General features: G+C 61.2%; 23 protein-coding genes. 12 read left to right on the top strand and 11 right to left on the bottom strand.

What is annotated here, in order from left to right; genetic code table 11:
* Positions 1–89: 89 nt before the first annotated feature.
* The 8 genes from GBK02_RS05850 (at position 90) to GBK02_RS05815 (ending at position 6,788) form a co-directional block, all read left to right on the top strand.
* Positions 90–1,010: a branched-chain amino acid transaminase gene (locus GBK02_RS05850; protein WP_203468801.1), complete on the top strand. Its 921-nt coding sequence runs from the start codon at positions 90–92 to the stop codon at positions 1,008–1,010.
* Positions 1,011–1,025: 15 nt separating this feature from the next.
* Positions 1,026–1,214, top strand: a complete 189-nt coding sequence (locus GBK02_RS05845; protein ID WP_203468800.1) for a zinc-finger domain-containing protein — start codon at positions 1,026–1,028, stop codon at positions 1,212–1,214.
* 33 nt (positions 1,215–1,247) lie between these two features.
* A complete protein-coding gene (gene waaF / locus GBK02_RS05840) occupies positions 1,248–2,273 on the top strand; it encodes a lipopolysaccharide heptosyltransferase II (RefSeq protein WP_203468799.1) in 1,026 nt (341 codons plus the stop codon).
* Positions 2,270–2,701, top strand: coding sequence for a nuclear transport factor 2 family protein (locus tag GBK02_RS05835; RefSeq protein ID WP_203468798.1), 432 nt, complete (start codon positions 2,270–2,272; stop codon positions 2,699–2,701). The genes waaF and GBK02_RS05835 overlap by 4 nt, the downstream gene beginning before the upstream one ends.
* The gene (locus GBK02_RS05830; protein ID WP_239003188.1) at positions 2,698–3,702 is read left to right on the top strand and encodes a YheT family hydrolase; all 1,005 of its coding nucleotides are present in this window, start codon (positions 2,698–2,700) and stop codon (positions 3,700–3,702) included. Before GBK02_RS05835 ends, GBK02_RS05830 begins: the two co-directional genes overlap by 4 nt.
* Entirely contained in the window at positions 3,699–5,075 is a 1,377-nt protein-coding gene (locus GBK02_RS05825) for a phosphomannomutase/phosphoglucomutase (protein WP_203468797.1), read from the top strand. Before GBK02_RS05830 ends, GBK02_RS05825 begins: the two co-directional genes overlap by 4 nt.
* A 9-nt stretch (positions 5,076–5,084) precedes the next feature.
* On the top strand, positions 5,085–6,338 hold the full coding sequence (locus tag GBK02_RS05820; protein ID WP_203468796.1) for an EAL and HDOD domain-containing protein: 1,254 nt from the start codon (positions 5,085–5,087) through the stop codon (positions 6,336–6,338).
* A 117-nt stretch (positions 6,339–6,455) separates the two neighbouring features.
* Positions 6,456–6,788 carry a hypothetical protein gene (locus tag GBK02_RS05815; protein WP_203468795.1) on the top strand — a complete coding sequence of 111 codons (333 nt, stop codon included), beginning with the start codon at positions 6,456–6,458 and terminating at the stop codon, positions 6,786–6,788.
* Between the two features lie 103 nt (positions 6,789–6,891).
* Here GBK02_RS05815 and alaS read toward each other — a convergent pair whose 3' ends face one another.
* The 4 genes from alaS to GBK02_RS05795 all read right to left on the bottom strand — a co-directional run bounded on the left by alaS (position 6,892) and on the right by GBK02_RS05795 (position 12,085).
* Positions 6,892–9,513, bottom strand: coding sequence for an alanine--tRNA ligase (gene alaS / locus GBK02_RS05810; protein ID WP_203468794.1), 2,622 nt, complete (start codon positions 9,511–9,513; stop codon positions 6,892–6,894).
* Positions 9,514–9,608: 95 nt separating this feature from the next.
* On the bottom strand, positions 9,609–9,965 hold the full coding sequence (locus GBK02_RS05805; RefSeq protein ID WP_203468793.1) for a hypothetical protein: 357 nt from the start codon (positions 9,963–9,965) through the stop codon (positions 9,609–9,611).
* 66 nt (positions 9,966–10,031) lie between these two features.
* On the bottom strand, positions 10,032–10,775 hold the full coding sequence (gene ugpQ, locus GBK02_RS05800; protein WP_203468792.1) for a glycerophosphodiester phosphodiesterase: 744 nt from the start codon (positions 10,773–10,775) through the stop codon (positions 10,032–10,034).
* Positions 10,775–12,085 carry an extracellular solute-binding protein gene (locus GBK02_RS05795; protein ID WP_203468791.1) on the bottom strand — a complete coding sequence of 437 codons (1,311 nt, stop codon included), beginning with the start codon at positions 12,083–12,085 and terminating at the stop codon, positions 10,775–10,777. Before GBK02_RS05795 ends, ugpQ begins: the two co-directional genes overlap by 1 nt.
* Positions 12,086–12,177: 92 nt before the next feature.
* On the opposite strand from GBK02_RS05795, the gene GBK02_RS05790 reads away from it, so the two are divergent.
* The 4 genes from GBK02_RS05790 to GBK02_RS05775 all read left to right on the top strand — a co-directional run bounded on the left by GBK02_RS05790 (position 12,178) and on the right by GBK02_RS05775 (position 17,212).
* On the top strand, positions 12,178–12,570 hold the full coding sequence (locus tag GBK02_RS05790; protein WP_203468790.1) for a hypothetical protein: 393 nt from the start codon (positions 12,178–12,180) through the stop codon (positions 12,568–12,570).
* A gap of 38 nt (positions 12,571–12,608) precedes the next feature.
* Positions 12,609–15,146 carry a HAMP domain-containing sensor histidine kinase gene (locus GBK02_RS05785; RefSeq protein WP_203468789.1) on the top strand — a complete coding sequence of 846 codons (2,538 nt, stop codon included), beginning with the start codon at positions 12,609–12,611 and terminating at the stop codon, positions 15,144–15,146.
* Complete coding sequence (locus GBK02_RS05780; protein ID WP_203468788.1) at positions 15,139–15,501, top strand: response regulator; 363 nt, start codon at positions 15,139–15,141, stop codon at positions 15,499–15,501. Before GBK02_RS05785 ends, GBK02_RS05780 begins: the two co-directional genes overlap by 8 nt.
* Before the next feature lie 268 nt (positions 15,502–15,769).
* A complete protein-coding gene (locus GBK02_RS05775; RefSeq protein ID WP_203469311.1) occupies positions 15,770–17,212 on the top strand; it encodes a DEAD/DEAH box helicase in 1,443 nt (480 codons plus the stop codon).
* Positions 17,213–17,264: 52 nt separating this feature from the next.
* On the opposite strand, the gene GBK02_RS05770 is transcribed toward GBK02_RS05775, so the two are convergent.
* The 7 genes from GBK02_RS05770 to hyi are packed head-to-tail and all read right to left on the bottom strand — an operon-like array spanning position 17,265 to position 24,810.
* Positions 17,265–18,047 carry a PP2C family serine/threonine-protein phosphatase gene (locus tag GBK02_RS05770; protein WP_203468787.1) on the bottom strand — a complete coding sequence of 261 codons (783 nt, stop codon included), beginning with the start codon at positions 18,045–18,047 and terminating at the stop codon, positions 17,265–17,267.
* A 57-nt stretch (positions 18,048–18,104) separates the two neighbouring features.
* Positions 18,105–18,989 carry an HDOD domain-containing protein gene (locus GBK02_RS05765; protein ID WP_203468786.1) on the bottom strand — a complete coding sequence of 295 codons (885 nt, stop codon included), beginning with the start codon at positions 18,987–18,989 and terminating at the stop codon, positions 18,105–18,107.
* Entirely contained in the window at positions 18,986–20,224 is a 1,239-nt protein-coding gene (gene glcF / locus GBK02_RS05760; protein WP_203468785.1) for a glycolate oxidase subunit GlcF, read from the bottom strand. The genes GBK02_RS05765 and glcF overlap by 4 nt, the downstream gene beginning before the upstream one ends.
* Positions 20,224–21,288 (bottom strand): glycolate oxidase subunit GlcE, encoded by a 1,065-nt coding sequence (gene glcE / locus GBK02_RS05755; protein WP_203468784.1) that lies wholly within the window; start codon positions 21,286–21,288, stop codon positions 20,224–20,226. The genes glcF and glcE overlap by 1 nt, the downstream gene beginning before the upstream one ends.
* A complete protein-coding gene (locus tag GBK02_RS05750) occupies positions 21,288–22,769 on the bottom strand; it encodes an FAD-linked oxidase C-terminal domain-containing protein (RefSeq protein ID WP_203468783.1) in 1,482 nt (493 codons plus the stop codon). Before GBK02_RS05750 ends, glcE begins: the two co-directional genes overlap by 1 nt.
* A gap of 8 nt (positions 22,770–22,777) precedes the next feature.
* Complete coding sequence (locus tag GBK02_RS05745) at positions 22,778–24,040, bottom strand: glycerate kinase (RefSeq protein WP_203468782.1); 1,263 nt, start codon at positions 24,038–24,040, stop codon at positions 22,778–22,780.
* Positions 24,037–24,810 carry a hydroxypyruvate isomerase gene (hyi, locus tag GBK02_RS05740; protein WP_203468781.1) on the bottom strand — a complete coding sequence of 258 codons (774 nt, stop codon included), beginning with the start codon at positions 24,808–24,810 and terminating at the stop codon, positions 24,037–24,039. The genes GBK02_RS05745 and hyi overlap by 4 nt, the downstream gene beginning before the upstream one ends.
* Positions 24,811–24,858 lie beyond the last annotated feature (48 nt).

Raw genomic sequence — 24,858 nt, 5'->3', positions numbered from 1 at the left:
GCAACGACTCTATCGGCAAAGGCGTTATTTTACCCACTGATTTCGGCTAGAATTATGGGCTTTTACGAGCGCATTACGGAGAATCAAGCATGTCGATGGCGGATCGCGACGGATTTATCTGGCAAGACGGCAAACTGGTGCCCTGGCGTGAAGCCACCACCCACGTCCTCACCCACTCCCTGCATTACGGCATGGGCGTATTTGAAGGCGTCCGGGCTTACAAGACTGAAAAAGGCACGGCCATTTTCCGCCTCGAAGACCACACCGACCGCCTGTTCAACTCGGCACACATTTTCCAGATGCAGATGCCCTTCACGCGCGACGAAGTCAATGAAGCGCACAAAGAAGTCATCCGCGCCAACAATCTCGAATCCGGCTACATCCGCCCGATCGCCTTCTACGGCTCCGAAAAGCTCGGCGTTTCGCCGAAGGGTGCCAAGGTACACATCGCCATCGCCGCCTGGCCGTGGGGTGCTTACCTCGGCGAAGAAGGCATGGAGCGCGGCATTCGCGTTAAGACATCCAGCTTCACCCGCCACCATGTGAATATCTCCATGGTTCGCGCCAAGGCTTGCGGCCACTACATCAACTCGATCCTGGCCAACAACGAAGCGACGAACGACGGTTACGACGAAGCCATGCTGCTCGATCCGGAAGGCTATGTCGCCGAAGGTGCCGGCGAGAACCTGTTCATCGTCAAGAAGGGCAAGCTCTACACGCCGGACCTGACGTCCTGCCTGGAAGGCATCACGCGCGCCACCGTGCTGCAACTGGCCGCCGAAATGGGCCTCGAAGTCTGCGAAAAGCGCATCACCCGCGACGAAGTCTATACCGCTGACGAAGCCTTCTTCACCGGCACCGCCGCCGAAGTCACGCCGATTCGCGAACTCGATGGCCGTCAGATCGGCATCGGCAAGCGCGGCCCGCTGACCACCCGCATCCAGGCCAAGTATTTCGACGTGGTGTACGGCCGTTCCGCCGAACACGACGGCTGGCTGGCTTACGTATAAATCAGGGAGTTTTCGATGTCCGACAAGACCACTGTTGAAGTCACCGCACACGACCTGCCGCTGCATTGCCCGCAACCGGGTTCCGCACTGGCCAGCCTGCATCCGCGCGTCTTCCTCGACGTGCTGAAAAGCGGCGAAGTCACCTGCCCGTACTGCAGCACCCAGTATGTTTTCAAGGGCGAAGCGCCCAAGGGCCATCACTAACCGGGCGGCGGGCCAAAAGCCCGCCTTAACCGCATGAAGAAGGCACTGATCGTCGCCCCCTCGTGGATCGGCGACACCATCATGGCGCAGCCGCTTTTTGCGCGGCTGCATGCCAAACATCCCGGCTTGCAACTCGACGCCCTCGCCCCGCGCTGGGTCGCCTCCGTATTGCAGCGCATGGCGGAAATCACCGACATCGTGGACAGCCCGTTCGGGCATGGCCAGCTTTCGCTCAAGGCGCGCTGGCGGCTTGGCCGCGATCTGGCGGCACGCGATTACGACGCGGTCTACGTCCTGCCCAATTCACTGAAATCGGCCCTCGTGCCGTTCATGGCCGGGATTCCGCTGCGCGTCGGCTTCATCGGCGAATCGCGCTACGGCCTGATCAATCGGCGCCATACGCTCGACAAGGCCGCCTTACCGCTGATGGTCGAACGCTTCGCACAACTGGCCGAAGCCCCCGGTGCCAGCCTGCCCCGCCCGATTTCGCACCCAACGTTACGGTCGACCGCAGCAGAGCAGCAAAATACGCTGACCCAGCTTGAACTTGAGCGCCCGTCCCGTATCGTCGCTTTTTGCCCCGGTGCCGAGTACGGCCCGGCCAAACGCTGGCCGGCAGCCCACTTCGCCGAGCTGGCCAAAAAACTGGCCGAGCAAGGCTGCGCCATCTGGCTGTTCGGCTCACCCAAGGATCACGCCGTCGCCGAGGAAATTTCGCAACTCGCCCCCGGCCTGTGTCGCAATTTATGCGGCGCAACCTCGCTTGGTCAGGCGGTCGACCTGCTGGCACTGGCTGATCTGGTGGTTTGCAACGATTCCGGCCTGATGCATGTTGCCGCCGCACTCGACCGGCCGCTGGTCACGCTCTACGGCTCATCTTCGCCCGGTTTCACGCCGCCGCTCTCGAACCAGGCCGACATTCTCAGCCTCAAGCTGGAATGCAGCCCGTGTTTCAAGCGCGAATGCCCGCTCGGCCACCTCGACTGCCTGAATCAACTCTCCCCCGGCACGGTCTTTGCCGCCTGCCTGACCAGAATTGCCCCGAGAACGACCCGATGAGCAAACCCGTCGCTTATGCCTCGCCCGAAGATGTCGAGCAGGCTTTCTACGAAGCCCTGATCAAGGGCGATGCCGACCTGATGATGTTGCTCTGGGCCGAGGACGAAGAAACCATCTGCATTCATCCGACCGGCGTCCGCTTGCAGGGCGTGGTGCCGATCCGCGAAAGCTGGCGCAGCATTTTCGGCAACGCCAAGCTGCGCGTCGATGCCGAACAACTAACTCACTGGCAGGGCTCGGTGATGGCCATTCATCATCTGACCGAAGTGCTTTATGTCGGTGACGACCCAAGCCCGCACGGCCCACTCTACGTCACCCACGTCTACACGCTGGGCGCCCATGGCTGGCGCATGGTCAGCCGCCACGCCTCGGCGGCCGACGACGGCCATCAAGCCATGGCTGAGTCGATTCCGCACACGCTGCATTGAAGACGGCGCTCAAGCCCGGAATCAAGCCCGCCGTCAAAGCCTATCGCGCTCCCGGCTGGCTGCCCGGCGGGCACGCCCAGACAATCTGGCCATTGCTCATCAAGCCCCGCCCGATCAAGCTGCGACGCGAACGCTGGACAACACCTGATGACGATTTCATCGACGTCGACTTTCTCGACGGCCCGGCCGACAGCCCGCTGCTCGTTCTTTTCCATGGACTCGAAGGCAGCGCCCGCAGCCACTATGCGATTTCCACGGCACGCGCCTGCCAACAAGCCGGCTGGCGCTTCGTCATGCCGCATTTCCGGGGGTGTTCGGGCGAACTGAACCGCCGGCCACGCGCCTACCATTCCGGCGACTCGGCAGAGATCGACTGGATATTGCGTCGCCTGCACGACATCAACCAGCAGCAGCCGATCCATGCAGCAGGTGTTTCGCTCGGCGGCAACGCCTTGCTCAAGTGGGCCGGCGAACAAGGCCCGGCAGCCAGCGCACTGGTCACCGGCGTCGTCTCGATTTGCGCCCCGCTTGATCTCGCCGCCTGCGGCCACCATCTGGCGCGCGGCTTCAACCGGATTTACACCCGGCATTTCCTGAAAACGCTCAAGGCAATTTCGCACGCCCGCCTGCGCCAATTTCCCGGACTGTTCGATGCAATAAAAATGCAGCAGGCCAGCAACCTCTACCAGTTCGACGATGCCGTCACCGCACCGGTCCATGGTTTTGCCGGTGCCGATGATTACTGGCAGCGCGCTTCGGCCAAACCCTGGCTGAAATCGATCGCCGTGCCGACGCTCGCGGTCAACGCCAAAAATGACCCATTTTTGCCGGCCCGATTCCTCCCCGATACCGCCGAGGTGAGCCGTTTCGTCCATCTGGAACATCCAGCCGGGGGCGGCCATGTTGGTTTCGTCAGCGGCCCCTTTCCGGGAAATCTGGACTGGTTGGCCCAAAGACTCTTACACTTCTTCCTTTTCGAACGTCATACGACCTCATCATGAGCCAACTTCCTGCTGAAATCTTCAAGGCCTACGATATTCGCGGCATCGTCAATAAATCCCTGACCGCCGACGTCGTGCGCCAGATTGGCCACGCACTCGGCTCGCTCGCCGCCGAGCAAGGCCAGAAAGCCATCGCCGTCGGGCGCGACGGTCGCCTGTCCGGCCCGGAACTGGCCGGCGCCCTGATGGACGGCATCTGCGCCGCCGGTATCGACGCGATCGACGTTGGTTGTGTACCGACCCCGGTCACCTATTTTGCCGCCTACGAACTCGGCGTGCACTCCTGCGTTTCGGTCACCGGCAGCCACAACCCGCCGGACTACAACGGCCTGAAGATGGTGATCGGTGGCACGACACTGGCGCTCGACGCCATTCAGGACCTCAAGAAGCGCATCGAAGCCGGCAACCTCAAGCACGGCCAGGGCAAGCGCAGCAGCGCCGATGTACTCGGCGCCTATGTCGAAAAGATCGTCGGCGACGTCAAGCTGGCCCGCCCGATGAAGATCGTCATGGACTGCGGCAACGGCGTCGCTGGCGCCATCGCCCCCGAACTGTTCAAGCGCCTCGGCTGCGACATCGTTCCGCTCTACTGCGAAGTCGACGGCAACTTCCCGAACCATCACCCGGACCCGTCCAAGCCGGAAAACCTGGCCGATGTCGTCAAAGCCCTGAAAGAAACCGATGCCGAAATCGGCATTGCCTTCGACGGTGACGGCGACCGCCTCGGCGTGGTGACCAAGGATGGCGAGATCATCTTCCCGGATCGCCAGTTGATGCTCTTCGCCGCCGACGTACTTTCCCGCGTACCGGGCGGCCAGATCATCTATGACGTCAAATGCACCCGCCTGCTCGCCCCGTGGATCCGCCAGCATGGCGGCGTGCCGCTGATGTGGAATACCGGCCACGCGCTGGTCAAGGCCAAGCTCAAGGAAACCGGCGCTCCGCTGGCTGGCGAAATGTCCGGCCACACCTTCTTCAAGGAGCGCTGGTACGGCTTCGACGACGGTTTGTACACCGGCGCCCGGCTGCTTGAAATCCTGTCTCGCGCGGTCGACGCCAATCCGGTGCTAAAAAATCTGCCGAATGCGCCGTCTACACCTGAGTTGAACATCAAGATGGCTGAAGGCGAACCGTTTGTCCTGATCGACAAGCTGAAAGCCGAAGGCAAGTTCGAAGGCGCCGAAGAGATCATCACCATCGACGGCGTTCGTGTCGAATACCAGGATGGATTTGGTCTGGCCCGCCCATCGAATACCACGCCGGTCGTAGTGCTGCGTTTCGAAGCCGACAACGATGTCGCGCTGGAACGCATCCAGGCCGGGTTCCGTAATGCCCTGAAGGCCGTCTGGCCGGGGATTGAACTGCCGTTTTAAGGAGTTTTCGTGAGCGACACCGCTGCTGATCAGTTATTTCTCGGCCGGCAACCCATTCTCGACCGCGAGCAGCGGCTCGTCGCTTACGAACTGCTTTTCCGCAACGGCACGCGCAACAGCGCCGAAGTGACCGATGGCGTCCAGGCTACCGCCACGGTAATCGCCAACGCCTTCAGTGAACTCGGCGTCGAAGCAGCGCTTGGCAGTTGCCGCGGCTTCATCAATGTCGATGAGGCTTTCCTGTTCAGCGACATGCTCGAACTGTTACCGCGGCACGCCGTCGTACTCGAAATTCTCGAAACCGTGCCGCCCAGCGCCGCCGTCGTCGAACGCTGCGCCGCACTCAAGGCGGCCGGCTTCACGCTGGCCCTGGATGATGTCATCCAGCTCGAACCTGAATTTGCCGATCTGCTGGCCCTGGTCGAAATCATCAAGGTCGACATCCAGCCGCTGTCCCGCGTCCAGTTGATGCAACTGGTCATGAAGCTGAAACCGCTCGGCAAACAACTGCTGGCCGAGAAGGTCGATTCGCGCGAACAAATGGAGCAATGCCTCAAGCTTGGCTTCACGCTGTTCCAAGGCTACTACTTTGCCAAACCGACGATCATCGCCGGCAAGAAACTCGATCACTCCCAGTTATCGCTGATGAAGCTGATGGGTCTGCTGCTCAGCGATGCCGACACCAGCCAGATTGAAGTCGCCTTGAAGCCGGAACCGGGTCTCACGGTCAACCTGCTGCGCATGACCAATTCCGTCGGCGCCGGCAGCACCGAGAAAATCACTTCGCTGCGCCACGCCATCACCGTACTCGGCCGCCGCCAGTTGCAACGCTGGCTGCAACTGCTGGTTTTTGCCTCTGGCAGCCAGAACGGAAGCGTCAATCCCTTGCTGCTCATGGCCGCAACGCGCGGCCGCCTGATGGAACTGCTGGCTGCCGAATTGATGCCGGGCGATGCGGCGCTGGCCGACCAGGCATTCATGGCCGGCATCATGTCGCTGATGCCGGCACTGGTTGGCCTGCCGATCAATGAAATCGTTACTCCGCTCGGACTATCCGGCACAGTCCGCGATGCCTTGTGCGATGGCAGCGGCCCGCTCGGCCAAATGCTGGCGCTGGCAGAAAACAGCGAAAGTGGCGAACTGGCGCAACTCGCCGAGAGCCTTTCGCGACTGCCCGGCCTTGGCCCCAAAGCCCTCAACCGCGCCCAGACGCAAGCCTTGCAATGGGCCAACAGCATCGGCCAGGAAACACCGTCGAACTGAACGCAAGCCATGGGTGATACAGATAGTCACCAAACGCTACACGACAGTGCTGGCTCAAGGTTGAATCCCCCTGCAAAATAGGGGCCTCGACACTAATCAGCTGCGCCAAAATCTGCCATGAGCCACGAAGAGTCCCCCTCCTTTTCCCAACAGCGCATCCACTTCCAGCAAGCACCCAAAAGCCTGGCCGGCAAGCTGATTTCGCTGATTCTCGGCATCGCCTTCCTGACGCTGGCCTTCATGTTCTCACTCGTTGCCCTGGCGGTTGTCGCCGTTGGCGGAGTCGCCCTGTGGGGCTGGCTGTGGTGGAAAACCCGCGCCATTCGCAAGCAGATGCGCGAACAACCCGCACAAGACAGCCCCACCGGTTTCGAGACCGGCCGGGTCATCGACGGTGAAGTCATCCGTGAAACGACAGGCACCCCCCCGGCCGGCTACCTGCCTCGCTAAGCCCCAGCCTCGCCCGATATTAAAAAAAATGCCACCGATCCGGTGGCATTTTTGTTTCCCGCCGAACGAGCCGGGAGCGGCCCATCCGGTGACTCAAAAAGAATTACAGCTTGCCGTCGACCCAGGCCGCGACAGAGGCCAGCGCAGCCGGCAGATTTTCCGGCTGCGTACCGCCCGCCTGCGCCATGTCAGGACGACCGCCCCCCTTGCCGCCGACCTGCTGAGCAACCAGATTGACCAGTTCACCGGCCTTGACCTTGCCGGTCAGATCAGCCGTCACGCCGGCAATCAGCGTAACCTTGCCATCGGCGACCGAAGCCAGCACGATGGCCGCCGACTTGAGCTTGTCCTTCAGCTTGTCCATCGTTTCGCGCAGCGAATTGAGATCGGCGCCTTCCAGGGTTACCGCCAGCACTTTGGCACCCTTGATGTCGACCGCCTGATTGAGCAGATCATCGCCTTGGGAAGAGGCCAGCTTGGATTTGAGACGGGCCAGTTCCTTTTCGAGGTTACGGACATTGTCGAGAATACCGACGACACGCTCGGCAACCTCTTCCGGCTGCGTCTTGAGCAGGGCGGAAACACCCAGCACCTGACGTTCCTGCTGCTGGACGTAGCGCAGCGCGTTATGGCCGGTTACCGCTTCGACGCGACGCACACCGGCGGCGACGCCGGATTCAGCCAGAATCTTGAACAGGCCGATGTCGCCGGTCCGGCTGACGTGCGTCCCGCCGCACAGCTCTTTCGACGAACCGATACCGACAACGCGCACTTCATCACCGTATTTTTCGCCGAACAGCATCATGGCACCCGACTTCTGGGCATCCTCGATGCCCATCACGCGGGAATCGGTTGCGGCGTTGGCCAGGATTTCGTGATTGACGATTTCCTCGACCTCACGGATTTCCTCAGCACTCATCGCGGCAGTGTGGGCAAAGTCGAAACGAGTCTTGTCCGGATCGACTTGCGAACCCTTTTGCTGGACATGCTGACCCAGCACTTCGCGCAACGCCTTGTGCATCAGGTGCGTCACCGAGTGATTGCGTGCCGTAGCGGCTCGCGACGGTGCATCGACCCGTGCCGTGACGGACTGACCGACAACCAGTGAACCGGTCTTGACGACGCCGTGGTGACCAAAAACGGTGGCTTGAATCTTCAGCGTATCCTCGACGGCAAAAATGCCGGCTGCGGCCTTGAACTCGCCGCGGTCGCCGACCTGGCCGCCGGACTCGGCGTAGAAAGGCGTGTTGTCGAGTACGGCCACACCCAAATCGCCCTCGTGCAGCTCGTTGACCGCGACACCGTCCTTGTACAGCGCCAGGATCTTGCCCTGCGCTTCAAGACCATCGTAACCGTGGAAAGTGCTGACCGGGCCATCGTATTCGAGATTGGCCGCCATCTTGAACTTGCCGGCGGCACGCGCCTGTTCCTTCTGACGCGCCATGGCGGCATCGAAGGCCGCTGCGTCGACGGTGATTTCCTGCTCACGGCAGATGTCCTGCGTCAAATCGAGCGGGAAGCCGTAGGTATCGTGCAGCTTGAAGGCGGTATCGCCGTTGAAAACCTTGTTGCCGGCAGCCTTGAGGGCAGCCAGTTCACTTTCGACAATCGCCATGCCATGTTCGATAGTGGCGAAGAAACGCTCTTCTTCCTGCTTCAACGTGGCAGTCACTCGCGCCTGATTCTGAACCAGTTCGGGATAGGCGCCACCCATTTCGGCGACCAGATCCGGCACCATTTTGTGGAAGAAGGCAGCACGGGCGCCCAGCTTGTAGCCGTGACGGATGGCGCGGCGGATAATTCGGCGCAGTACGTAGCCGCGGCCTTCGTTACCCGGAATGACGCCATCGGCCAGCAGGAAGGAACAGGCGCGAATATGGTCGGCCAGTACCTTGAGCGACGGGCTGTTGATGTCAGCATCGCTGGTTTCGCGCGCAGCAGCCTTGATCAGGCTCTGGAACAGGTCAATTTCGTAGTTGGCGTGCACGCCCTGCAACACGGCCGAGATACGCTCCAGCCCCATGCCGGTGTCCACCGAGGGCTTGGGCAGCGGATGCATCACGCCGGCTTCGTCGCGGTTGAACTGCATGAAGACGTTGTTCCAGATTTCAATGAAACGGTCGCCGTCTTCTTCAGGCGATCCCGGGGGGCCGCCCCAGTGCTTTTCGCCGTGGTCGTAGAAGATTTCGGTGCACGGGCCGCAGGGGCCGGTGTCGCCCATCATCCAGAAATTGTCGGAGGCATAACGGGCGCCCTTGTTGTCACCGATGCGAATGACGCGCTCGGCCGGCACGCCGACTTCCTTGGTCCAGATATCGTAGGCTTCGTCATCCTCGGCATAGACGGTGATGGTCAGCTTGTCCTTGGGCAACTTGTAGACTTCGGTCAGCAACTCCCAGGCGTAGGTAATTGCGTCGCGCTTGAAGTAATCGCCAAACGAGAAATTGCCAAGCATTTCGAAAAAAGTATGGTGACGCGCGGTGTAGCCGACATTTTCGAGGTCGTTATGCTTGCCGCCGGCGCGCACGCATTTTTGCGAGGTCGTTGCGCGGCTGTAGGGACGCTTGTCGAAACCGAGGAAAACGTCCTTGAACTGATTCATCCCGGCGTTGGTAAACAACAGGGTTGGGTCCTCGTGTGGCACGAGCGAACTGGAGGCCACGATCTGATGCCCCTTGGAGGCGAAGAAGTCGAGGAACTGCTGGCGGATTTCGGCGCTTTTCATAAGCTGTCGGCCCTAAATGGCATTGAATTCGAAACCGTCGATTTTAAAAGAAAAACCCGCCGGGGGGCGGGTTCTTCGTGCATGCCTGCGGCAAATCAGCGGGAACGATACGGCCGGTCCTTGCGCCCATCATGGTTATAGTCATGCTGCCGGTCGTGCTTCTCGGCGGCAATGTGACGATTCTGCACATTCTGGGTATGCTCAAGATGCCGACGCTCCTGACGCGTCACGACACCATCCGACTTGGCGCGAGCCTCCATGTTTTCGACCCGTTGCTGACCACGCTCAAGACGAGCCGTCTCGCGGGGCGTCAGGCTGCCGGAAGCGGCACCTTGTTGAATACGAGCTTCCTGACGAGCCTCGCGCTGGTCGACGCGAGGCGTAGCGGTTTGTGCCCAGGCGGCGATAGGCAGCAAGGCGCAGAGAACAGCAATACTTTTGAAATTTTTCATGACTGGCTCCTCCAGAAGATCGGGCGTTTTCCCTGAGTTGCATTAGAAAACAAACGCCGGAGAAAATCAGCCGTCTGATTGCAAGCTTTTGTAAGCAGTTGTTTCGGGCGAAAACAAATCAAGCCGATCAGTAAACAAGGCGCTGACGCCTCGCCGGAAAAGCATTTCCGCCATTTCCGGCACGTTGACCGTGTAACACAGCACTGGGACACCCTGCTGTCGACAATCGGCCAGGGTTGCATCGGTCAATTGCACCGCATCGCAGTGCAGCGAGAATGCCTGCAAATACCGGATATCTTCAAGCCACCCGGCGGGCACGGATTCGTAGAGCACACCGCGCCTGATCTGCGGCGCGACGTCACGAGCCACGGCCAGCGCGTCCAGCGAAAAGGAAGAAAGCAAAGGCGGAACATCGGCCCCATGCCAGTACTCCGCCGTCAGTGAAGCAACGATCTCCGCCGTCCGGATTTCATGGCCGGATGCCGGCTTGATTTCAACGTTGGCCAGCAAACCGTATTGTCGGCACAGGGCGGCGGCCTCCGAAAACCGGGGGATGCGCTCCCCGTGGCCGGCATTCAGTGAAAAAAGCTGCGCGTCAGTGCTTTCACACACCTGCCCGACACCGTTGGTCGTCCGTTCAAGGGTTTCATCGTGAATCAGGATGGGCGTGCCATCCCGACTCAACATGACATCAAACTCCACGGCCCGAAACCCCAGGCTGGCCGCAAGATGAATCCCGGCCAGCGTATTTTCCGGAGCCAGCGAGCCGCCACCGCGATGGGCAAACCAGCGCGGCAGCGAATCATGCATCAGAAGGGCTGGGCCTTCTTCAGGCCCGGCTTGGCGCCGAGCACTGCATTACCACGGCTCACGGCGGTATCGAGTGCCGCCTTGGCCGGCTTCTTGTCAGACCAGACTGCTTCCAACTCTTCGTTGGTGATAATACGGACCGGATCGATATTGGCCACACGAACACTCGGCTGGGCGCCCTTGCCATTCAGGGAACCATACGCCACCTGCAGCGACTGGTCGTCATCCTTGAGCAGCTTGCTGCGAGCGGCAGCCCGAGAAGCAGCCGTCAGCGGCAGTTGACCGTAGGAACGGACCAGCTCGACCTGCATTTCAGGCGAGAGCAGATAGGCGACGAACTTGGCTGCCTGCTTGTACTGCACCGGCGTATAACCGGCCCCGGCCCAGAGCGACGCACCGTCTGCCAGCGTGTGCTGGCGGCCGCCGTACACATCATCGTGGAAAGGCATCGGGGCGACCCCCAGCTCGACGCCCTTGGCATCGCGGAAATCGGTCACTTCGCGGGAGTCGGTGGTGATCATCGCGCACTCGCCATCCTGGAACTTGGCGCTGGCTTCATCACGCCGGCCGAAAGTCCGGAAATAACCGGCCTTGGCCCAGGTTGCCATCATGGCAACGTGCTTGACCTGAGGCAGGCCATTGAAAGTGAGCAGGCCCTTTTCGTTCATCGCCGGTACACCGGAAACCGAACTGACATTATCGATATGCACCCAGACCGGCCATGAGGTCGTGTAAGGACAGGCGTAACCGGCATCCTGCAGCTTGTCGAGCATGCCCTGCATTTCAAACCAGGTTTTCGGCGGCTGCTCGGGGTCGAGCTTGGCCTTGCGCAAGGCATTCTTGTTGAAGAACAGGACCGGCGTCGAATAGGCCAGCGGCAAGGCCACCAGACGCCCCTTGGCATCGACCACCCCAGCCTTCAGATCACTGGAGAGCTCCCCGACATTCAGCGGCTGCCCGGCTTTCGCCATCATGTCGTAGAGCGGCACGAAATTCTTGGGATAGGCCAGCACCTCAGCCAGATCGTAGCGACGAATGAGATTCAGGCTGGCCGGCTTTTGCCCATGCTCATGACGAATCAACTTCAGTGCAGACCCTGTCTCCTTGTTGAAACGATCGACCACGACCTGCAAGCGCTCTTCACCCGCCGGACCAAGGTTGTGGGCCAGCGCCAGTTCGGAAGGCGCAGCGGGTGTAGCGGCGGCAGGCTTGGCTGCCTGCTTTGCCTGTTTTGCCGGCTTGGCCGCCTGGGCCGAAAATGCCATTGCGACGCAGGCTGCGGCGACCAGGGGACGAAGAGGACGCGACATGAGAACTCCAGTAAGCATAAAGGGATAATTATAACGTCGGCACCACGGTCGGCGGTTGGCCAAATCCGCTGACAATGTGCGAGAATCCTCCCATGATCAAGCGCATTTTTCTCGCCACCACGCTACTTCTGGCTCTTGCCGGCTGCGATCAGGTCAATCAGAAACTGGGATTGGAAGATCCGGCTAAAAAAGAGGCCGAAGGCAAGGCCGTAGGCAGTGCCTGCCGCCATTCCGGCCGGGCCATCGAGGATTGCTACGCCATTTACAGCTGGCTACCCAAAGCCAGTGTGTACGGCGGCTGGCGCGAGATGGACGAATACATGCGCGAGAACAAGATAGAAACCATCGCGCCGCAACTGCCGCCGGCAGATCCGCCCGGCGCAGCCAAAAAGAAGAAAAAAGCCCCGGCCAGCGAAGAGGCGGATTCGCCCGAGACGGCCAAGGAACCAGAAAAGAGCGCCGAGAAAGGCGCCAGCAAACACTAGGGCGCGGCAGCGTTGCGGTAGCCCGTGGAGGAGTGATTGTGAAGCTACCCGCCTTTTTGATTGGCATTCGCGGCAAACTGATCGCGATTTTCGTCCTGATCAAGGTTGTACCCCTGATTTTGCTTGCCTGGTTCGCCTGGCATGCTGCCCAACAGTTGGGTGCTGACGTCTCGATCAAGGCGGGCAGCATGGCCGATGCGATGCTGTCGAGCATCAAGGCGGTTGGCCAGACGGTCACCGACGACTCGATTCGCGCGCTGGACCTGCGTTCGCGCGAGGCAATCGAAGCCCTGACGACGGACGCAGCCAAGGAAATTGCCGATTTCCTCTACGACCGTGACCGCGATATCCAGGTTGCCGCCGGCATGGAGCCGTCTGAAGGAGCATTCCGCCGCTTCCTGGCCGATCGCAACCGCCCCCTCTTCCAGCACGCCAAATGGATATTGGCCAAAGATGAAAAATCATGGGTACCGGAAAAACCGGTCGTCCGCGAAGCCAAGGTGACGCGGCCCATCCTGCCGGACAATGCCAAAGATTTTCACACCCGCGCGCCGGAATATTTTGGCGAGCAGGAAAACCGGCCAATTTTTGTCGAAATGACCTTCGTTGATCTCAACGGCCAGGAAAAAATCAAGGTAACGCGCGGCAACCTGACTGAAAAACAGCTGAAAAACGTTGTCGACCGCAAGAACACCTTCGTCAAGGCGGAAAATTACTTTGCCGAACTGAAAAAGCTCAAGCCGGGTGAAATCTACGTCTCGGACGTCATCGGCGCCTACGTCCCGACTCAGGCCATCGGCCCTTACCTGCCCGCCGCACTGGAAAAAGCCGGCAAGCCGTTCAAGCCGGAGGAATCCGCCTACGCCGGCACTGAAAACCCGGTTGGCAAGCGTTTCCGGGGCATTGTCCGCTGGGCCATGCCGGTCGTCAGAAACGGGCTGATCAGCGGCTACGTCACATTGGCTCTCGACCACGACCACATTCGCCAGTTCTCAGACCGATTGATGCCCACCGAAGAGCGCTACACGCCGATCGCCGATGCCATCAAGGGCAATTACGCCTTCATCTGGGATTACAAGAGTCGCTCGATTTCGCATCCGCGGGATTACATGATTGTCGGCTACGACGCCGAGACCGGTCGTCCGGCAACACCCTGGATGGATCAGCAACTCTACGAAGAATGGCAAGCCAGCGGAAAACCCTCCGATGAGTTTCTGGCCGATGTGCCGCCTTTCCGTGACCAGAACCTGAAACGCAAACCGGCCAAGGAACTGGTCAAAGCGGGAACCGTCGGGCTGGATTGTCGCTACCTCAACTTCTCGCCGCAATGCGACGGCTGGAATGCCGTCACGGAACACGGCGGTTCGGGCTCTTTCGTCATTTTCTTCTCGGGCCTGTGGAAACTGACCACAGCCGCTGCGATTCCCTACTACACCGGCCAGTATGGCAAGACACCGCAAGGTTTCGGCTTTGTCACGATTGGCGCGAATGTCGACGACTTCCACAAGGCGGCGACCGAAACAGCCGGCAAGATCAATGCCCTGGTCGCCGAAAAGGATGCCAGCTTCAAAAGCCAGCAAGGCGAGATGCTCGACGGCATCAAGAACAGCCTGACCTCGACCGCGATCGGCCTGTGGGGTTCGACCCTGCTGATGACCATCCTCGTCATTGCCATTGCCATCTGGATGGCTAACCTGTTGACGCGGCGCATCACCGGCATGATTACCGGCATCCACGCCTTCCAGAGCGGCGATCTCAAGCATCGTCTGGAGGCACGCTCTGCCGATGAAATGGGCGAACTGGCTCGTTCGTTCAACAACATGGCGGACTCGGTCGAAGAATCCTTCCTGCGTCTTGAAGAAGCCAAGGAAAAAGCCGAAGAGGCCAGCCGCCTCAAATCCGCCTTCCTGGCCACGGTATCGCACGAACTGCGCACCCCGCTCAATGGCATCCTGGGTTTTGCCGAACTGCTCAAATCGGAACTCAACGACCCTGACCAGCAGGAGTACGCCAACATCATTCACCAGAGCGGAGAACACCTCCTGACGCTGGTCGGCGACATCCTCGACCTGGCCAAGATCGAGTCCGGCGAAATGACCCTCAACTGGACCGATACCTCACTGGCAACCTTCGTCAGCGACTGCGTCGCAGTGCACCACACCCCGGCTGCCGCCAAGGGCCTGAAACTCGGAATACAACTGGCCGACAACCTGCCGGAATCGCTGCGCACCGACCCAACCCGCCTGCGCCAGTTGCTCAACAACCTGTTGAACAACGCCATCAAATTTACCGAACATGGCAGCGTCACGCTTTCCGTCAACCGCGACGAGCAGGAAATCACCTTCGCCATCACCGACACCGGCCCCGGCATTCCGCCGGAAAGTCGCGAGGCCATTTTCGAAAAATTCAAGCAACTCGAAACCTTTTTGACCCGGGAACACGGCGGCACCGGATTGGGCCTGGCCATCGTCAAGCAACTCGTCGAGCACATGGGGGGACGGGTTACACTCGACTCAACCGTCGGCACCGGTTCAACCTTTACCCTGCACTTTCCCCTGGAGCCAATCCATGGCTGATCGCAACGCACTGGTCGTCGATGACCACCCGACCAACCGGCTGCTCGCCACCACCCTGCTCAAGAAACTGGGCTGGAGTCCGCTAGAGGCAGACAACGGCGAAACCGCACTGATCCTCGCCGGACAAAACAATTTCAGCCTGGTCCTGCTCGACATCAGCATGCCGGGCATTTCCGGCGAAGAAACCTGCACACGCCTGCGTGCCATGCAAGGTGACCGCCCGCTGCACATCATCGCCTACACGGCCCATGCCTTTCCGGAAGAACGGGAGCGTTTCCTGGCCTATGGCTTCGACAACATCCTGGTCAAGCCGATCAATCGACAACGACTGGAAGAACTGATCGCCGACCTGTGATCGTCAGCCCCCACCCACCGGAGTGTCGCGGTCAACGTTGCTCCCGGCACCAAAATGCTGGCAAGCAATCGCCTGAATAGCTGAATTGGCGGGCGATTGTGCAGCAACACCGACTGCGTTCGCCAGACAACCGGGGATGGCCAGAAACACTCACCGGACACATCCGGGTACTCGGCCCCGGCTAGGCGTATAATACGGCCCCATGTCTGAAATCAATACGTTAGCTGGCGACCTTGCCAGCACCCCGGCTGCCGAAGCCGCACCCGAAATCACCTTCGCCGATCTTGGCCTCGCGCCCGAACTGCTGCGCGCCGTACTCGACGAAGGCTACACCAAACCTACGCCGATCCAGGCCCAGGCCATTCCGCTGGTCATCCGCGGCCAGGACATCATGGGCGGCGCCCAGACCGGCACCGGCAAGACGGCCGCCTTCACGCTGCCGATCCTGCAGCGCATCCTGCCCTTCGCTTCAAGCAGCCCGTCACCGGCCAAGCACCCGGTACGCGCCCTGATCCTCGCGCCGACCCGCGAACTGGCGCTGCAAGTCTTCGAATCGGTCAAGGCCTACAGCAAGCACACCCACCTGCGCTCGATGTGCGCCTTCGGCGGCGTCGATATCAAGCCGCAAATCGCCGAACTGAAAAAAGGCGTCGAAATCCTGGTTGCCACCCCCGGTCGACTGCTCGACCACGTCGAAAACAAAAGCGTCAGCTTCAATTCGGTCCAGGCCCTGGTGCTCGACGAAGCCGACCGCATGCTCGACATGGGTTTTGTGCCCGATGTAACGCGCATTCTCAACCTGCTGCCGCAGCAGCGCCAGAGCCTGCTGTTTTCGGCCACCTTCTCGGAAGAAATCAAGAAGCTGGCCGACAGCATGCTGCGCTCGCCGGTACTGATTGAAGTGGCCCGCCGCAACCAGGTTTCCGATACCATCACGCACCGCGTGCACCCGGTTTCGGAATACGGCAAGCGCGGCCTGCTGACCAAGCTGCTGAAATCCGGTGAAATCCGCCAGTGCATCGTGTTCATGCGCACCAAACAGGGCTGCTCGCGCCTGACTCGCGAACTGCAGCGCGCCGGCATCCAGGCCGATGCGATTCACGGCGACAAGAGCCAGCTCGACCGGATCAAGGCGCTCGATGCCTTCAAGGCCGGCCAGACGCACGCCCTGATCGCCACCGACGTCGCAGCGCGCGGCCTTGATGTCGATGACCTGCCTTACGTGATCAACTACGAACTGCCGCACACGCCGGAAGACTACGTACACCGCATCGGCCGGACCGGCCGCGCCGGCAAGAGCGGCAATGCCATCTCGCTGGTCAGCGCCCACGAAGTCGGTTACCTGGTCGATATCGAGAAGTTGATCAAGCGCCCGATCGAACAGGTTGAAGTCGTTGGCTTCGAACCCGAAGCAGAGTACGAATACCCGCCGGGCAACAAGAAAAAGCGCCCGCCGGCCGCACCGAGCAAGGCGCCGCTGGCCCACAAGCCGGAGCGCAGCGAACGTTACGAGCGAGCCGAACGCAGCGAACGCCGCCCGGCCCGCCGCAATCCGATGATCGCTGCCGACGGTTTCGACTTCAGCAAGCCGTACGAGGAAACCACGCCCCGTGGCGAAGTGCCGGATTCGGCCCAGGCCCCGGCCAAACCGGACCCGCACAAGCCGCGTCGTGTCGTTGCCGCGCTACTCGGCGGCCTCGGACGTAAGTAAGGCGAAAAAAATGGCACCGCAAGGTGCCATTTTCACAAGTGTCGGCCGAAAATCATGTCCTGAACGACGAAGGCGATGGGCGAGGTACTGGGACGTCAACAATCTTGATCACCGCCAGCGAAACGTTATCACCTGCACCACGCGCCCGTCGCCGGGCTTCATCGATCATGATTTCACAAGCTTTGCGGGCAGAATTCCCGGCGACCAGCAGCCCCATCTCGACCTCGCCGAAATAAGCCCACAGGCCATCCGAACAAAGCACGAAAGAATCGCCGGCGACGATCTCGACGCTGTTGGCAAAATCAATGCGCGGCTCATCGACCCCGCCGAGCGAAGTCATCAAGACATTGCGATTGGGGTGGGTCAGCGCCTCTTCCGGTGAAATCCGGCCGATATTGACCAAATGTTCGACGTAGGAGTGGTCGACCGTGCGACTGACCAGATCCTTGCCATGGAAACGGTACAGGCGACTATCGCCACAATGCCCCCAGGTCAGCCGGCCCGGCTGGAGCAGCAGCATGACGGCCGTACTGTGCGGCTCTTTTTCATTGATGAAGCGTGATGCTCGAATCATCGTGTGCGCTTCGAGCATCGCCGCTTCAAGCATTTTTTCCGGCGCCTCTTCAGCCGGGGAAAAATGTTCGAGACTGCTTTTGGCAGTGTGCAGCACCTGCTCAGCCGCCAGCGAACCACCGGCATAACCACCCATGCCATCGGCCACGAGGGCGAGCACGACCCCTCGTTTGCGCGGGTGGGAAAGAATGGCGACGCGGTCCTGTTGTTCCTTGCGGTCGGCCTGATGCTGGGCAGCGCAGGCGTCAATGGCTATCGGCACATCATCTCCGGGGCGGTCGACACAATGCAGGGGTTACCAGGGCATGCCCTGCATCGGTCAATGTGCATCGCCATGAAACCGTTCGATGATGATATCGACAAATTCGAGCAGCGCATCGCTATCCAGCCCCAACTCGGCCATCACTTCATCCTTCACCTGCTCCCATTCGGGATGCGGCACGCGCTGGTCGCGATAGTAGATATCGATCGCCAGCTGAAGAATCGCCACCATGGTGCGCGAAGCATGCATGTCAAGTTCGTTGATCGCATGGTGGTAACGAATGGCATCGCAGATGAATTCCGGCAAATGCCAGTGGCGGGCGACGAGATAGCCGACAACGCAGTGATCGGCATTGAATTTGCGGTCTTCTTCGACCATGCAGGTCCAGCACCCCGGCTGATCGAGCTTCATCTCGGCACAATAGGTCGGGAAACGCTGCATCAACAGGAGCACGCCGCAATCATGAAAAATACCGGCCATGTAGGCCTGGTCCGGGAAAATGTTGCAGACGGCAATCCGTTCATCGGCGATCAGCATCGCCAGTTGGGCGACCACTTGCGAACGCGACCAGAACGCTTCGTAGGCCAAGCGGTTTTTCTTGATGTCGCCCATCCCGGTCAGCGCAATGGCCTGGACCAGGTTGAAGGTCTGGCGCACGCCGACGGCATGGAGAATGTCTTCAACCGACTCGAAGGGCTGATGCTGATGATACGCCGCGTTGCCAACCACCTTGAAAAGCATCGCCGTTACGCCGGGATCCTGGTTGATCACTCGGGCCAGCGCGCGGACATCGAACTCCTTGCGCGTCATGTATTTGCGCAACTCCTCGACAACCCGGGGCTGAGGTGGAATCTTGACGCCGCCTTCCAGTAAACGCTTGATTCGCGCACCATCGACCTCACCCAGCGATTGGGTCACTTCGAACAGCGAAGTCCGGCTCATTCCAAAACCTCATCAATCAATTCAATCCAGTGCCTGACAGCCAGCAAGCTTCCCGCCTGCAAATGACAGAGACAACCAATATTGGCGGTCGCAACCTGCCGAGGCGAACCGGCATTGAGCGCCACCAGCTTGTTGTTGCGCAGCTTTTGCGACAATTCAGGCTGCAGCAGGGAATACGTTCCGGCCGAACCGCAGCACAAATGCGCATCGGCCACCGGCGTCAACTCAAAACCTGCAACCGTCAGCAACTCCTCGATCACGCCTTTGATCTTCAAGCCGTGCTGCAGGGTGCAGGGTGAGTGGAATGCCAGTTTACCTTGCGGCACGGCCGACTGGCGTAAAAGATGAAACAAAGTGTCACGTTCGGCTGCGAGCACTTCCGATGGATCGCGCGACAAGCCGCTGACCCGCTCGGCCTTGGCCGCATAAACCGGATCGTCGGCCAGCAAATGGGCATAGTCGCGAACCTGTACGCCACACCCCGAGGCCGTGACGACAATCGCTTCGATCCCCGCCTCGACGTGCGGCCACCAGGCGTCGATATTGCGACGCATGTCGTCCAGCGCTGCCGCTTGATCGTTCAGGTGAAAACGCACCGCACCACAGCAGCCGGCCTTTTTTTCCTCGAACAGACTGATGCCGATCCGATCCAGCACGCGTGCCGTAGCGCTATTGATGTTCGGTGCCAGGGCGGGCTGAGCGCAACCGGCCAGCGCCAGCATGCGGCGAGGGTGAACAGTCTTGGCCGGCCATTCGCCCGCCTTGCCGGAAGGTTCAGGCGGCAGTTTGTCGGCCAGCGCACTAGGTAACAATGGACGCAAGGCACGCCCGACCCTGACCAATGCGCCAAACACGGCAGGACGCGGCAGGACTTCCCGCAACAGCTTGCGAGGCACAGCTTCCCGCAACGGCCGGGGCAAGCGCTGCTCGACGATCTGCCGCCCGATGTCGAGCAAACGGCTGTATTCGACGCCCGACGGACAGGTCGTTTCGCAGGAACGGCAGGTCAGGCAACGGTCGAGGTGCGTCCGCGTCTTTTCAGTAACCGCCTTGCCCTCCAGCAATTGCTTGATCAGATAGATGCGCCCCCGCGGCCCGTCCAGTTCGTCACCGAGCAATTGATAGGTCGGACAGGTCGCAGTGCAAAACCCGCAATGCACGCATTTGCGCAAAATCGCCTCGGCTTGCTGCCCGGCGCGGGTATCACGGATGAAATCGGCGAGCTGGGTATCCATCAGAACTCCGCGTAAAGGCGACCGGGATTGAGGATGCCTTTCGGGTCGAAAGACTTTTTCAGCCGCCGATGGAGCGCCAGCAAGGCCGGCGAAAGTGGCGCGAACGCCCCGTCGAGACAGCGTTTCGACTCAGCCGCACGGTACAGCACGGCATGGCCGCCGGATACTGCCGCTTCGCTGCGCAAACCATCCGGCGCGTCGGCATACCAGCGCAAGGCGCCGCCCCACTCGATTGCCTGCAAGCTGTCATCGGACGATAACGGTGCGGTACTCGGCAAGGCACAACGCCATAGCGTTGCTGCAGCAAACGCCGGATGCGTCTGTTCGCGCACCGAAATCCAGTGTTTTGCGGCGTCGACCGCAGCAATCGGCTTACCGCCGGCCTGGGCCAACGCGCGGATCGCCGCATCGACCGCTGCCTGCGCGCCGGAAAGACGCAGATACAGGCAGTTGGCAAACCAGAAGGAAGCCGAAATCGGCAGCGGACGACCACCCCATTCATTCAGCTTGGCAATGCTTTCGGCCGCATCGAAGTCAAAACACAGCGTCTGCTCGGCAACCGGCCGGGGCAGCACCTTGAGCGTCGCTTCGGCGATCAGGCCGAGCGTACCGAGACTGCCGGCCAGCAGCCGAGAAACATCGTAGCCGGCGACGTTTTTCATCACCTGACCACCGAAATCGAGCACCTGCCCGGTGCCGTCGATCAATTTTGCGCCAAGCACGAAATCACGCACGCCACCGGCCGCCATCCGGCGCGGCCCGGACAGGCCGGCGGCGATGCAGCCACCCAGCGTCGCCGCGCCGAAATGTGGCGGCTCGAAGGCCAGCATCTGGCCCTTGCCGGCCAGCTCGGCCTCGATCTCGGCGAGCCGCGTGCCGCAGCGCGCCGTGATGTATAGCTCGGTCGGCTCGTAAGCCAGAATACCGGCGTAGGGTGCGACATCGAAGACTTCACCGGCCAGCATGCCGCCGTAGAAATCCTTGCTGCCGGCACCGCGAATACGCAGCGGCACGTGGTCGTCATGCGCCGCCTTGATGCGCTCAAGCAGATCGTCAAGCTGCATCAGAAACGCTCCAGTTCGGGAAATTTGAGATCGCCGCGATGCACGTGCATGCACCCGTATTCGGCACAGCGATGCAGGCTGGGAATGGCCTTGCCGGGATTGAGCAGGCCCTTGTCGTCGAACGCTGCCTTGATCCGGCGGAAGGCGTCGAGCGCCGGTGCGCTGTATTGCACGCACATCTGGTTGATTTTCTCGATGCCGACGCCGTGTTCGCCGGTAATCGAGCCACCGAGCGCCACCGAGAGTTCCAGGATCTCGGCCCCGAAGGCTTCAGCCCGCGCCCATTCGCCGGGCTTTGCCGCGTCGTACATGATCAGCGGATGCAGATTGCCGTCGCCGGCATGAAAGACATTGGCGCAGCGCAACTGGTATTTACTTTCCATTGCCGCAATCGCCGCCAGCATCTCGGCCAGCCGTTTGCGCGGAATGGTGCCATCCATGCAGTAATAATCCGGCGTGATTCGCCCGACCGCCGGAAAGGCAGCCTTGCGCCCGGCCCAGAAACGCAGGCGCTCGGCCTCCGATTGCGACACGCGAATGTCGCGCGCCCCTGCCGCGGTCAACACGGCGGTAACACGCGAAATCTCCTCGGCAACTTCCTCCGGCGTACCGTCCGACTCGCACAACAGAATGGCCGCCGCATCAAGGTCGTAGCCGGCCTTGACGTAAGGCTCGACGGCCGCCGTCGCCGGCTTGTCCATCATTTCAAGGCCAGCTGGAATGATCCCGGCGGCGATGATCGCCGCAACGGCATCGCCGGCCCGCGCCACCTCGTCGAACGAGGCCATGACAACCTGCGCCAGCTCCGGTTTCGGCACCAGTTTGACGGTCACTTCGGTAACCACGCCGAGCATGCCCTCGGAGCCGATGATCAGCGCCAGCAGATCGTAGCCGGGCGCATCCGGCGCAGCCGAGCCAATCTCGAACACCTCGCCCTCGATGCTGACCACCCGGACGCGCAGGACGTTATGCACGGTCAGGCCGTATTTCAGACAATGCACGCCGCCGGAGTTTTCGGCCACGTTGCCACCCAGCGTGCAGGCGATCTGCGACGAGGGATCGGGCGCGTAATACAAGCCGAACGGTGCAGCCGCTTCCGACACGGCGAGGTTGCGCACGCCGGGTTGCACGACCGCCGTCCGGGCGCTGCGGTCGACCTGCAAAATCTTGTTGAATCGGGCCATCGACAAGACAACGCCCTGGGCATGCGGCATCGCCCCGCCGGACAAACCGGTACCGGCCCCGCGCGCGACCACCGGCACGCCCATCTGGTGGCAGGTACGCAGCACGTCGATCACCTGCACCTCGCTCTCCGGCAGGCAGACCGCCATCGGCAGTTCGCGGTAAGCGGTCAGGCCGTCACATTCGTAAGGCCGCAGGTCTTCATCTTCGGTCAGCAGGCAATGCGCCGGCAGGATCATTTTCAGGCGCGTTGCCAGCGCCGCGCGGTCGGTCGTGAAGACGGAATCGGAAAGCGTCATGGTGGGCCTTATTCTAATCCGACGAGGATGGCACGGAAGTCATTGACGTTGGTTCGCGTTGGCCCGGTGACCAGCAAATCGCCCAGCCCGGAAAAATAGCCCCAGGCGTCGTTGACCGCGAGATGCCGGCGGATATCGAGCCCCGCTTCACGCGCCCGATGCAGCGTCGATGGATCGACAAAAGCACCGGCATTGTCTTCGCTCCCGTCGATACCATCGGTGTCGGCGGCCAGCGCGTGAATGCCGGGTGCGGCATCGAGCGCCAGTGCCAGGCCGAGCAGGAATTCAGTATTGCGCCCACCGCGCCCTTCGCCCTTGAGCGTTACCGTGGTTTCGCCACCTGACAGCAGAACGCAGGGCTTTTGGGCCGGCATATCGTGTTGACCGCAGCAACGCGCCATGCCGGCCAGCACCTTGCCGACTTCACGCGCCTCACCCTCCAACGCATCACCGAGGATCAGCGGCGTGATGCCCATTTGCCGCGCAGCTTCGGCTGCCGCCTGCAGCATTTGCAGCGGACTGGCGACCAACCGGAAAGTGCTGCGCGCCAGCGAGGAATCGCCCGGCTTGGGCGTTTCCAGATCGCCCGCGGCAAGCCGCTGACGCAGCGCCTCAGGCACGTCGATGGCGTAGTTATCGAGCACGCACAAGGCATCGAGCGCGGTGCTCGGGTCGCCGACCGTCGGGCCGGAAGCGATCACCGCGGGGTCGTCGCCCGGCACATCGGAAATGGCCAGCGTCAGCACTTGGGCCGGCCAGGCGGCCTGCGCCAGTCGCCCGCCCTTGCTGGCCGACAAATGCTTGCGCACGCAGTTGATCTCGCCGATGCTCGCCCCCGACTTAAGCAGCGCCGAGGTGAGTGCCCGCTTCTCGGCCAGCGCGATGCCTGCGGCCGGTGCGGCGAGCAAGGCCGAGCCGCCACCGGAGATCAGCGCCAGCACGCGGTTGTTTTCAGTCAGGCCACGCAGCTTGTCGAGAATGCGTGCCGCCGCTTGTTCGCCCGCGGCATCGGGCACCGGATGAGCCGCTTCGACAATTTCGATGCGCTCACAGGGAACGCCGTGGCCGTAGCGCGTAATGACCAGCCCTTCGAGCGGGCCGGACCAGTGTTGTTCGACGGCCCGCGCCATTGCTGCCGATGCTTTGCCGGCACCGATGACGATCAGTCGCCGGCCATCGTCCGGCGGCAAATGCGGCGGCACACAAAGCGCCGGATCGGCGGCAGCAATCGCTGCATCGAACAAGCGGCGCAAAATCTCGCGCGGCGTCATGCCGGCATCCAGCCAAGGCCGGCCTCGGTGGTGGTTTGCGGCTTGTATTCGCAGCCGACCCAGCCGTCGTAACCAAGCCGGTCGAGCAATGCAAACAGGAAGGGATAGTTGATCTCGCCGCTACCCGGTTCGTGCCGGCCGGGGTTATCGGCAATCTGGATATGGCCGATGCGGTGTAGATTGGCCTCCAGCGTCCGGGCCAGATCGCCGGCGATGATCTGGGCGTGATAGATGTCGTACTGAAGTTTGACGTTGCTGCGGTCGACCGCGTCCAGCAGGCGAAATCCCTTGGCCACGTCGTCCAGCCAGTAGCCCGGCATATCGATGCGGCTGTTGATCGGCTCAATCATCAGCGTCGCGCCGACCGTCGCGCAACGGTCGGCGGCGTAGCGCAGATTGGCGATGAAAGTTTCTTCCAGTTCGGCCTCGTCATGCCCGGCCGGGCGCAGACCGGCCATGCAGTGCAGGCGCTCGCAATCGAGCACCATCGCGTAGTTGATCGCCTGCTCGACCGATTCGGCAAATTCGCCCTGACGATGCGGCAGGCAGGCCAGGCCACGCTCGCCGGCCGCCCAGTCGCCGGGCGAGAGGTTGAACAGGACCTGTTCGAGATCGGCCGCCTTCAGCCAGTCGGCCACATCATGCGCCGGATAATCGTAGGGAAAGAGATATTCAACGCCTTTGAAGCCGGCCGCGGCAGCTCGCTGGAAGCGCTCCGGAAAAGCAACATCGGCAAACAGAAAACTCAGATTGGCAGCGAACTTTGGCATGGCGATGACAGTCAGTATCCGGGCCCGCCAGTATAATTCGGCGCACAA

The sequence above is a fragment of the Dechloromonas sp. TW-R-39-2 genome (genome assembly GCF_016864195.1).
Taxonomy (GTDB): Bacteria; Pseudomonadota; Gammaproteobacteria; order Burkholderiales; family Rhodocyclaceae; genus Azonexus.
The sequence above is the reverse complement of the archived record's forward strand: the minus strand, read 5'-3'. Positions and strand labels throughout refer to the sequence as shown.

What these genes read in the sequence shown, in the direction of transcription:
- GBK02_RS05850 (WP_203468801.1), top strand. Translation starts at nt 90, where the DNA reads ATGTCGATGGCGGATCGCGACGGATTTATCTGGCAAGACGGCAAACTG.
- GBK02_RS05845 (WP_203468800.1), top strand. Translation starts at nt 1,026, where the DNA reads ATGTCCGACAAGACCACTGTTGAAGTCACCGCACACGACCTGCCGCTG.
- waaF (WP_203468799.1), top strand. Translation starts at nt 1,248, where the DNA reads ATGAAGAAGGCACTGATCGTCGCCCCCTCGTGGATCGGCGACACCATC.
- GBK02_RS05835 (WP_203468798.1), top strand. Translation starts at nt 2,270, where the DNA reads ATGAGCAAACCCGTCGCTTATGCCTCGCCCGAAGATGTCGAGCAGGCT.
- GBK02_RS05825 (WP_203468797.1), top strand. Translation starts at nt 3,699, where the DNA reads ATGAGCCAACTTCCTGCTGAAATCTTCAAGGCCTACGATATTCGCGGC.
- GBK02_RS05815 (WP_203468795.1), top strand. Translation starts at nt 6,456, where the DNA reads ATGAGCCACGAAGAGTCCCCCTCCTTTTCCCAACAGCGCATCCACTTC.
- alaS (WP_203468794.1), bottom strand. Translation starts at nt 9,513, where the DNA reads ATGAAAAGCGCCGAAATCCGCCAGCAGTTCCTCGACTTCTTCGCCTCC.
- GBK02_RS05805 (WP_203468793.1), bottom strand. Translation starts at nt 9,965, where the DNA reads ATGAAAAATTTCAAAAGTATTGCTGTTCTCTGCGCCTTGCTGCCTATC.
- ugpQ (WP_203468792.1), bottom strand. Translation starts at nt 10,775, where the DNA reads ATGCATGATTCGCTGCCGCGCTGGTTTGCCCATCGCGGTGGCGGCTCG.
- GBK02_RS05795 (WP_203468791.1), bottom strand. Translation starts at nt 12,085, where the DNA reads ATGTCGCGTCCTCTTCGTCCCCTGGTCGCCGCAGCCTGCGTCGCAATG.
- GBK02_RS05790 (WP_203468790.1), top strand. Translation starts at nt 12,178, where the DNA reads ATGATCAAGCGCATTTTTCTCGCCACCACGCTACTTCTGGCTCTTGCC.
- GBK02_RS05780 (WP_203468788.1), top strand. Translation starts at nt 15,139, where the DNA reads ATGGCTGATCGCAACGCACTGGTCGTCGATGACCACCCGACCAACCGG.
- GBK02_RS05765 (WP_203468786.1), bottom strand. Translation starts at nt 18,989, where the DNA reads ATGAGCCGGACTTCGCTGTTCGAAGTGACCCAATCGCTGGGTGAGGTC.
- glcF (WP_203468785.1), bottom strand. Translation starts at nt 20,224, where the DNA reads ATGGATACCCAGCTCGCCGATTTCATCCGTGATACCCGCGCCGGGCAG.
- glcE (WP_203468784.1), bottom strand. Translation starts at nt 21,288, where the DNA reads ATGCAGCTTGACGATCTGCTTGAGCGCATCAAGGCGGCGCATGACGAC.
- GBK02_RS05750 (WP_203468783.1), bottom strand. Translation starts at nt 22,769, where the DNA reads ATGACGCTTTCCGATTCCGTCTTCACGACCGACCGCGCGGCGCTGGCA.
- GBK02_RS05745 (WP_203468782.1), bottom strand. Translation starts at nt 24,040, where the DNA reads ATGACGCCGCGCGAGATTTTGCGCCGCTTGTTCGATGCAGCGATTGCT.
- hyi (WP_203468781.1), bottom strand. Translation starts at nt 24,810, where the DNA reads ATGCCAAAGTTCGCTGCCAATCTGAGTTTTCTGTTTGCCGATGTTGCT.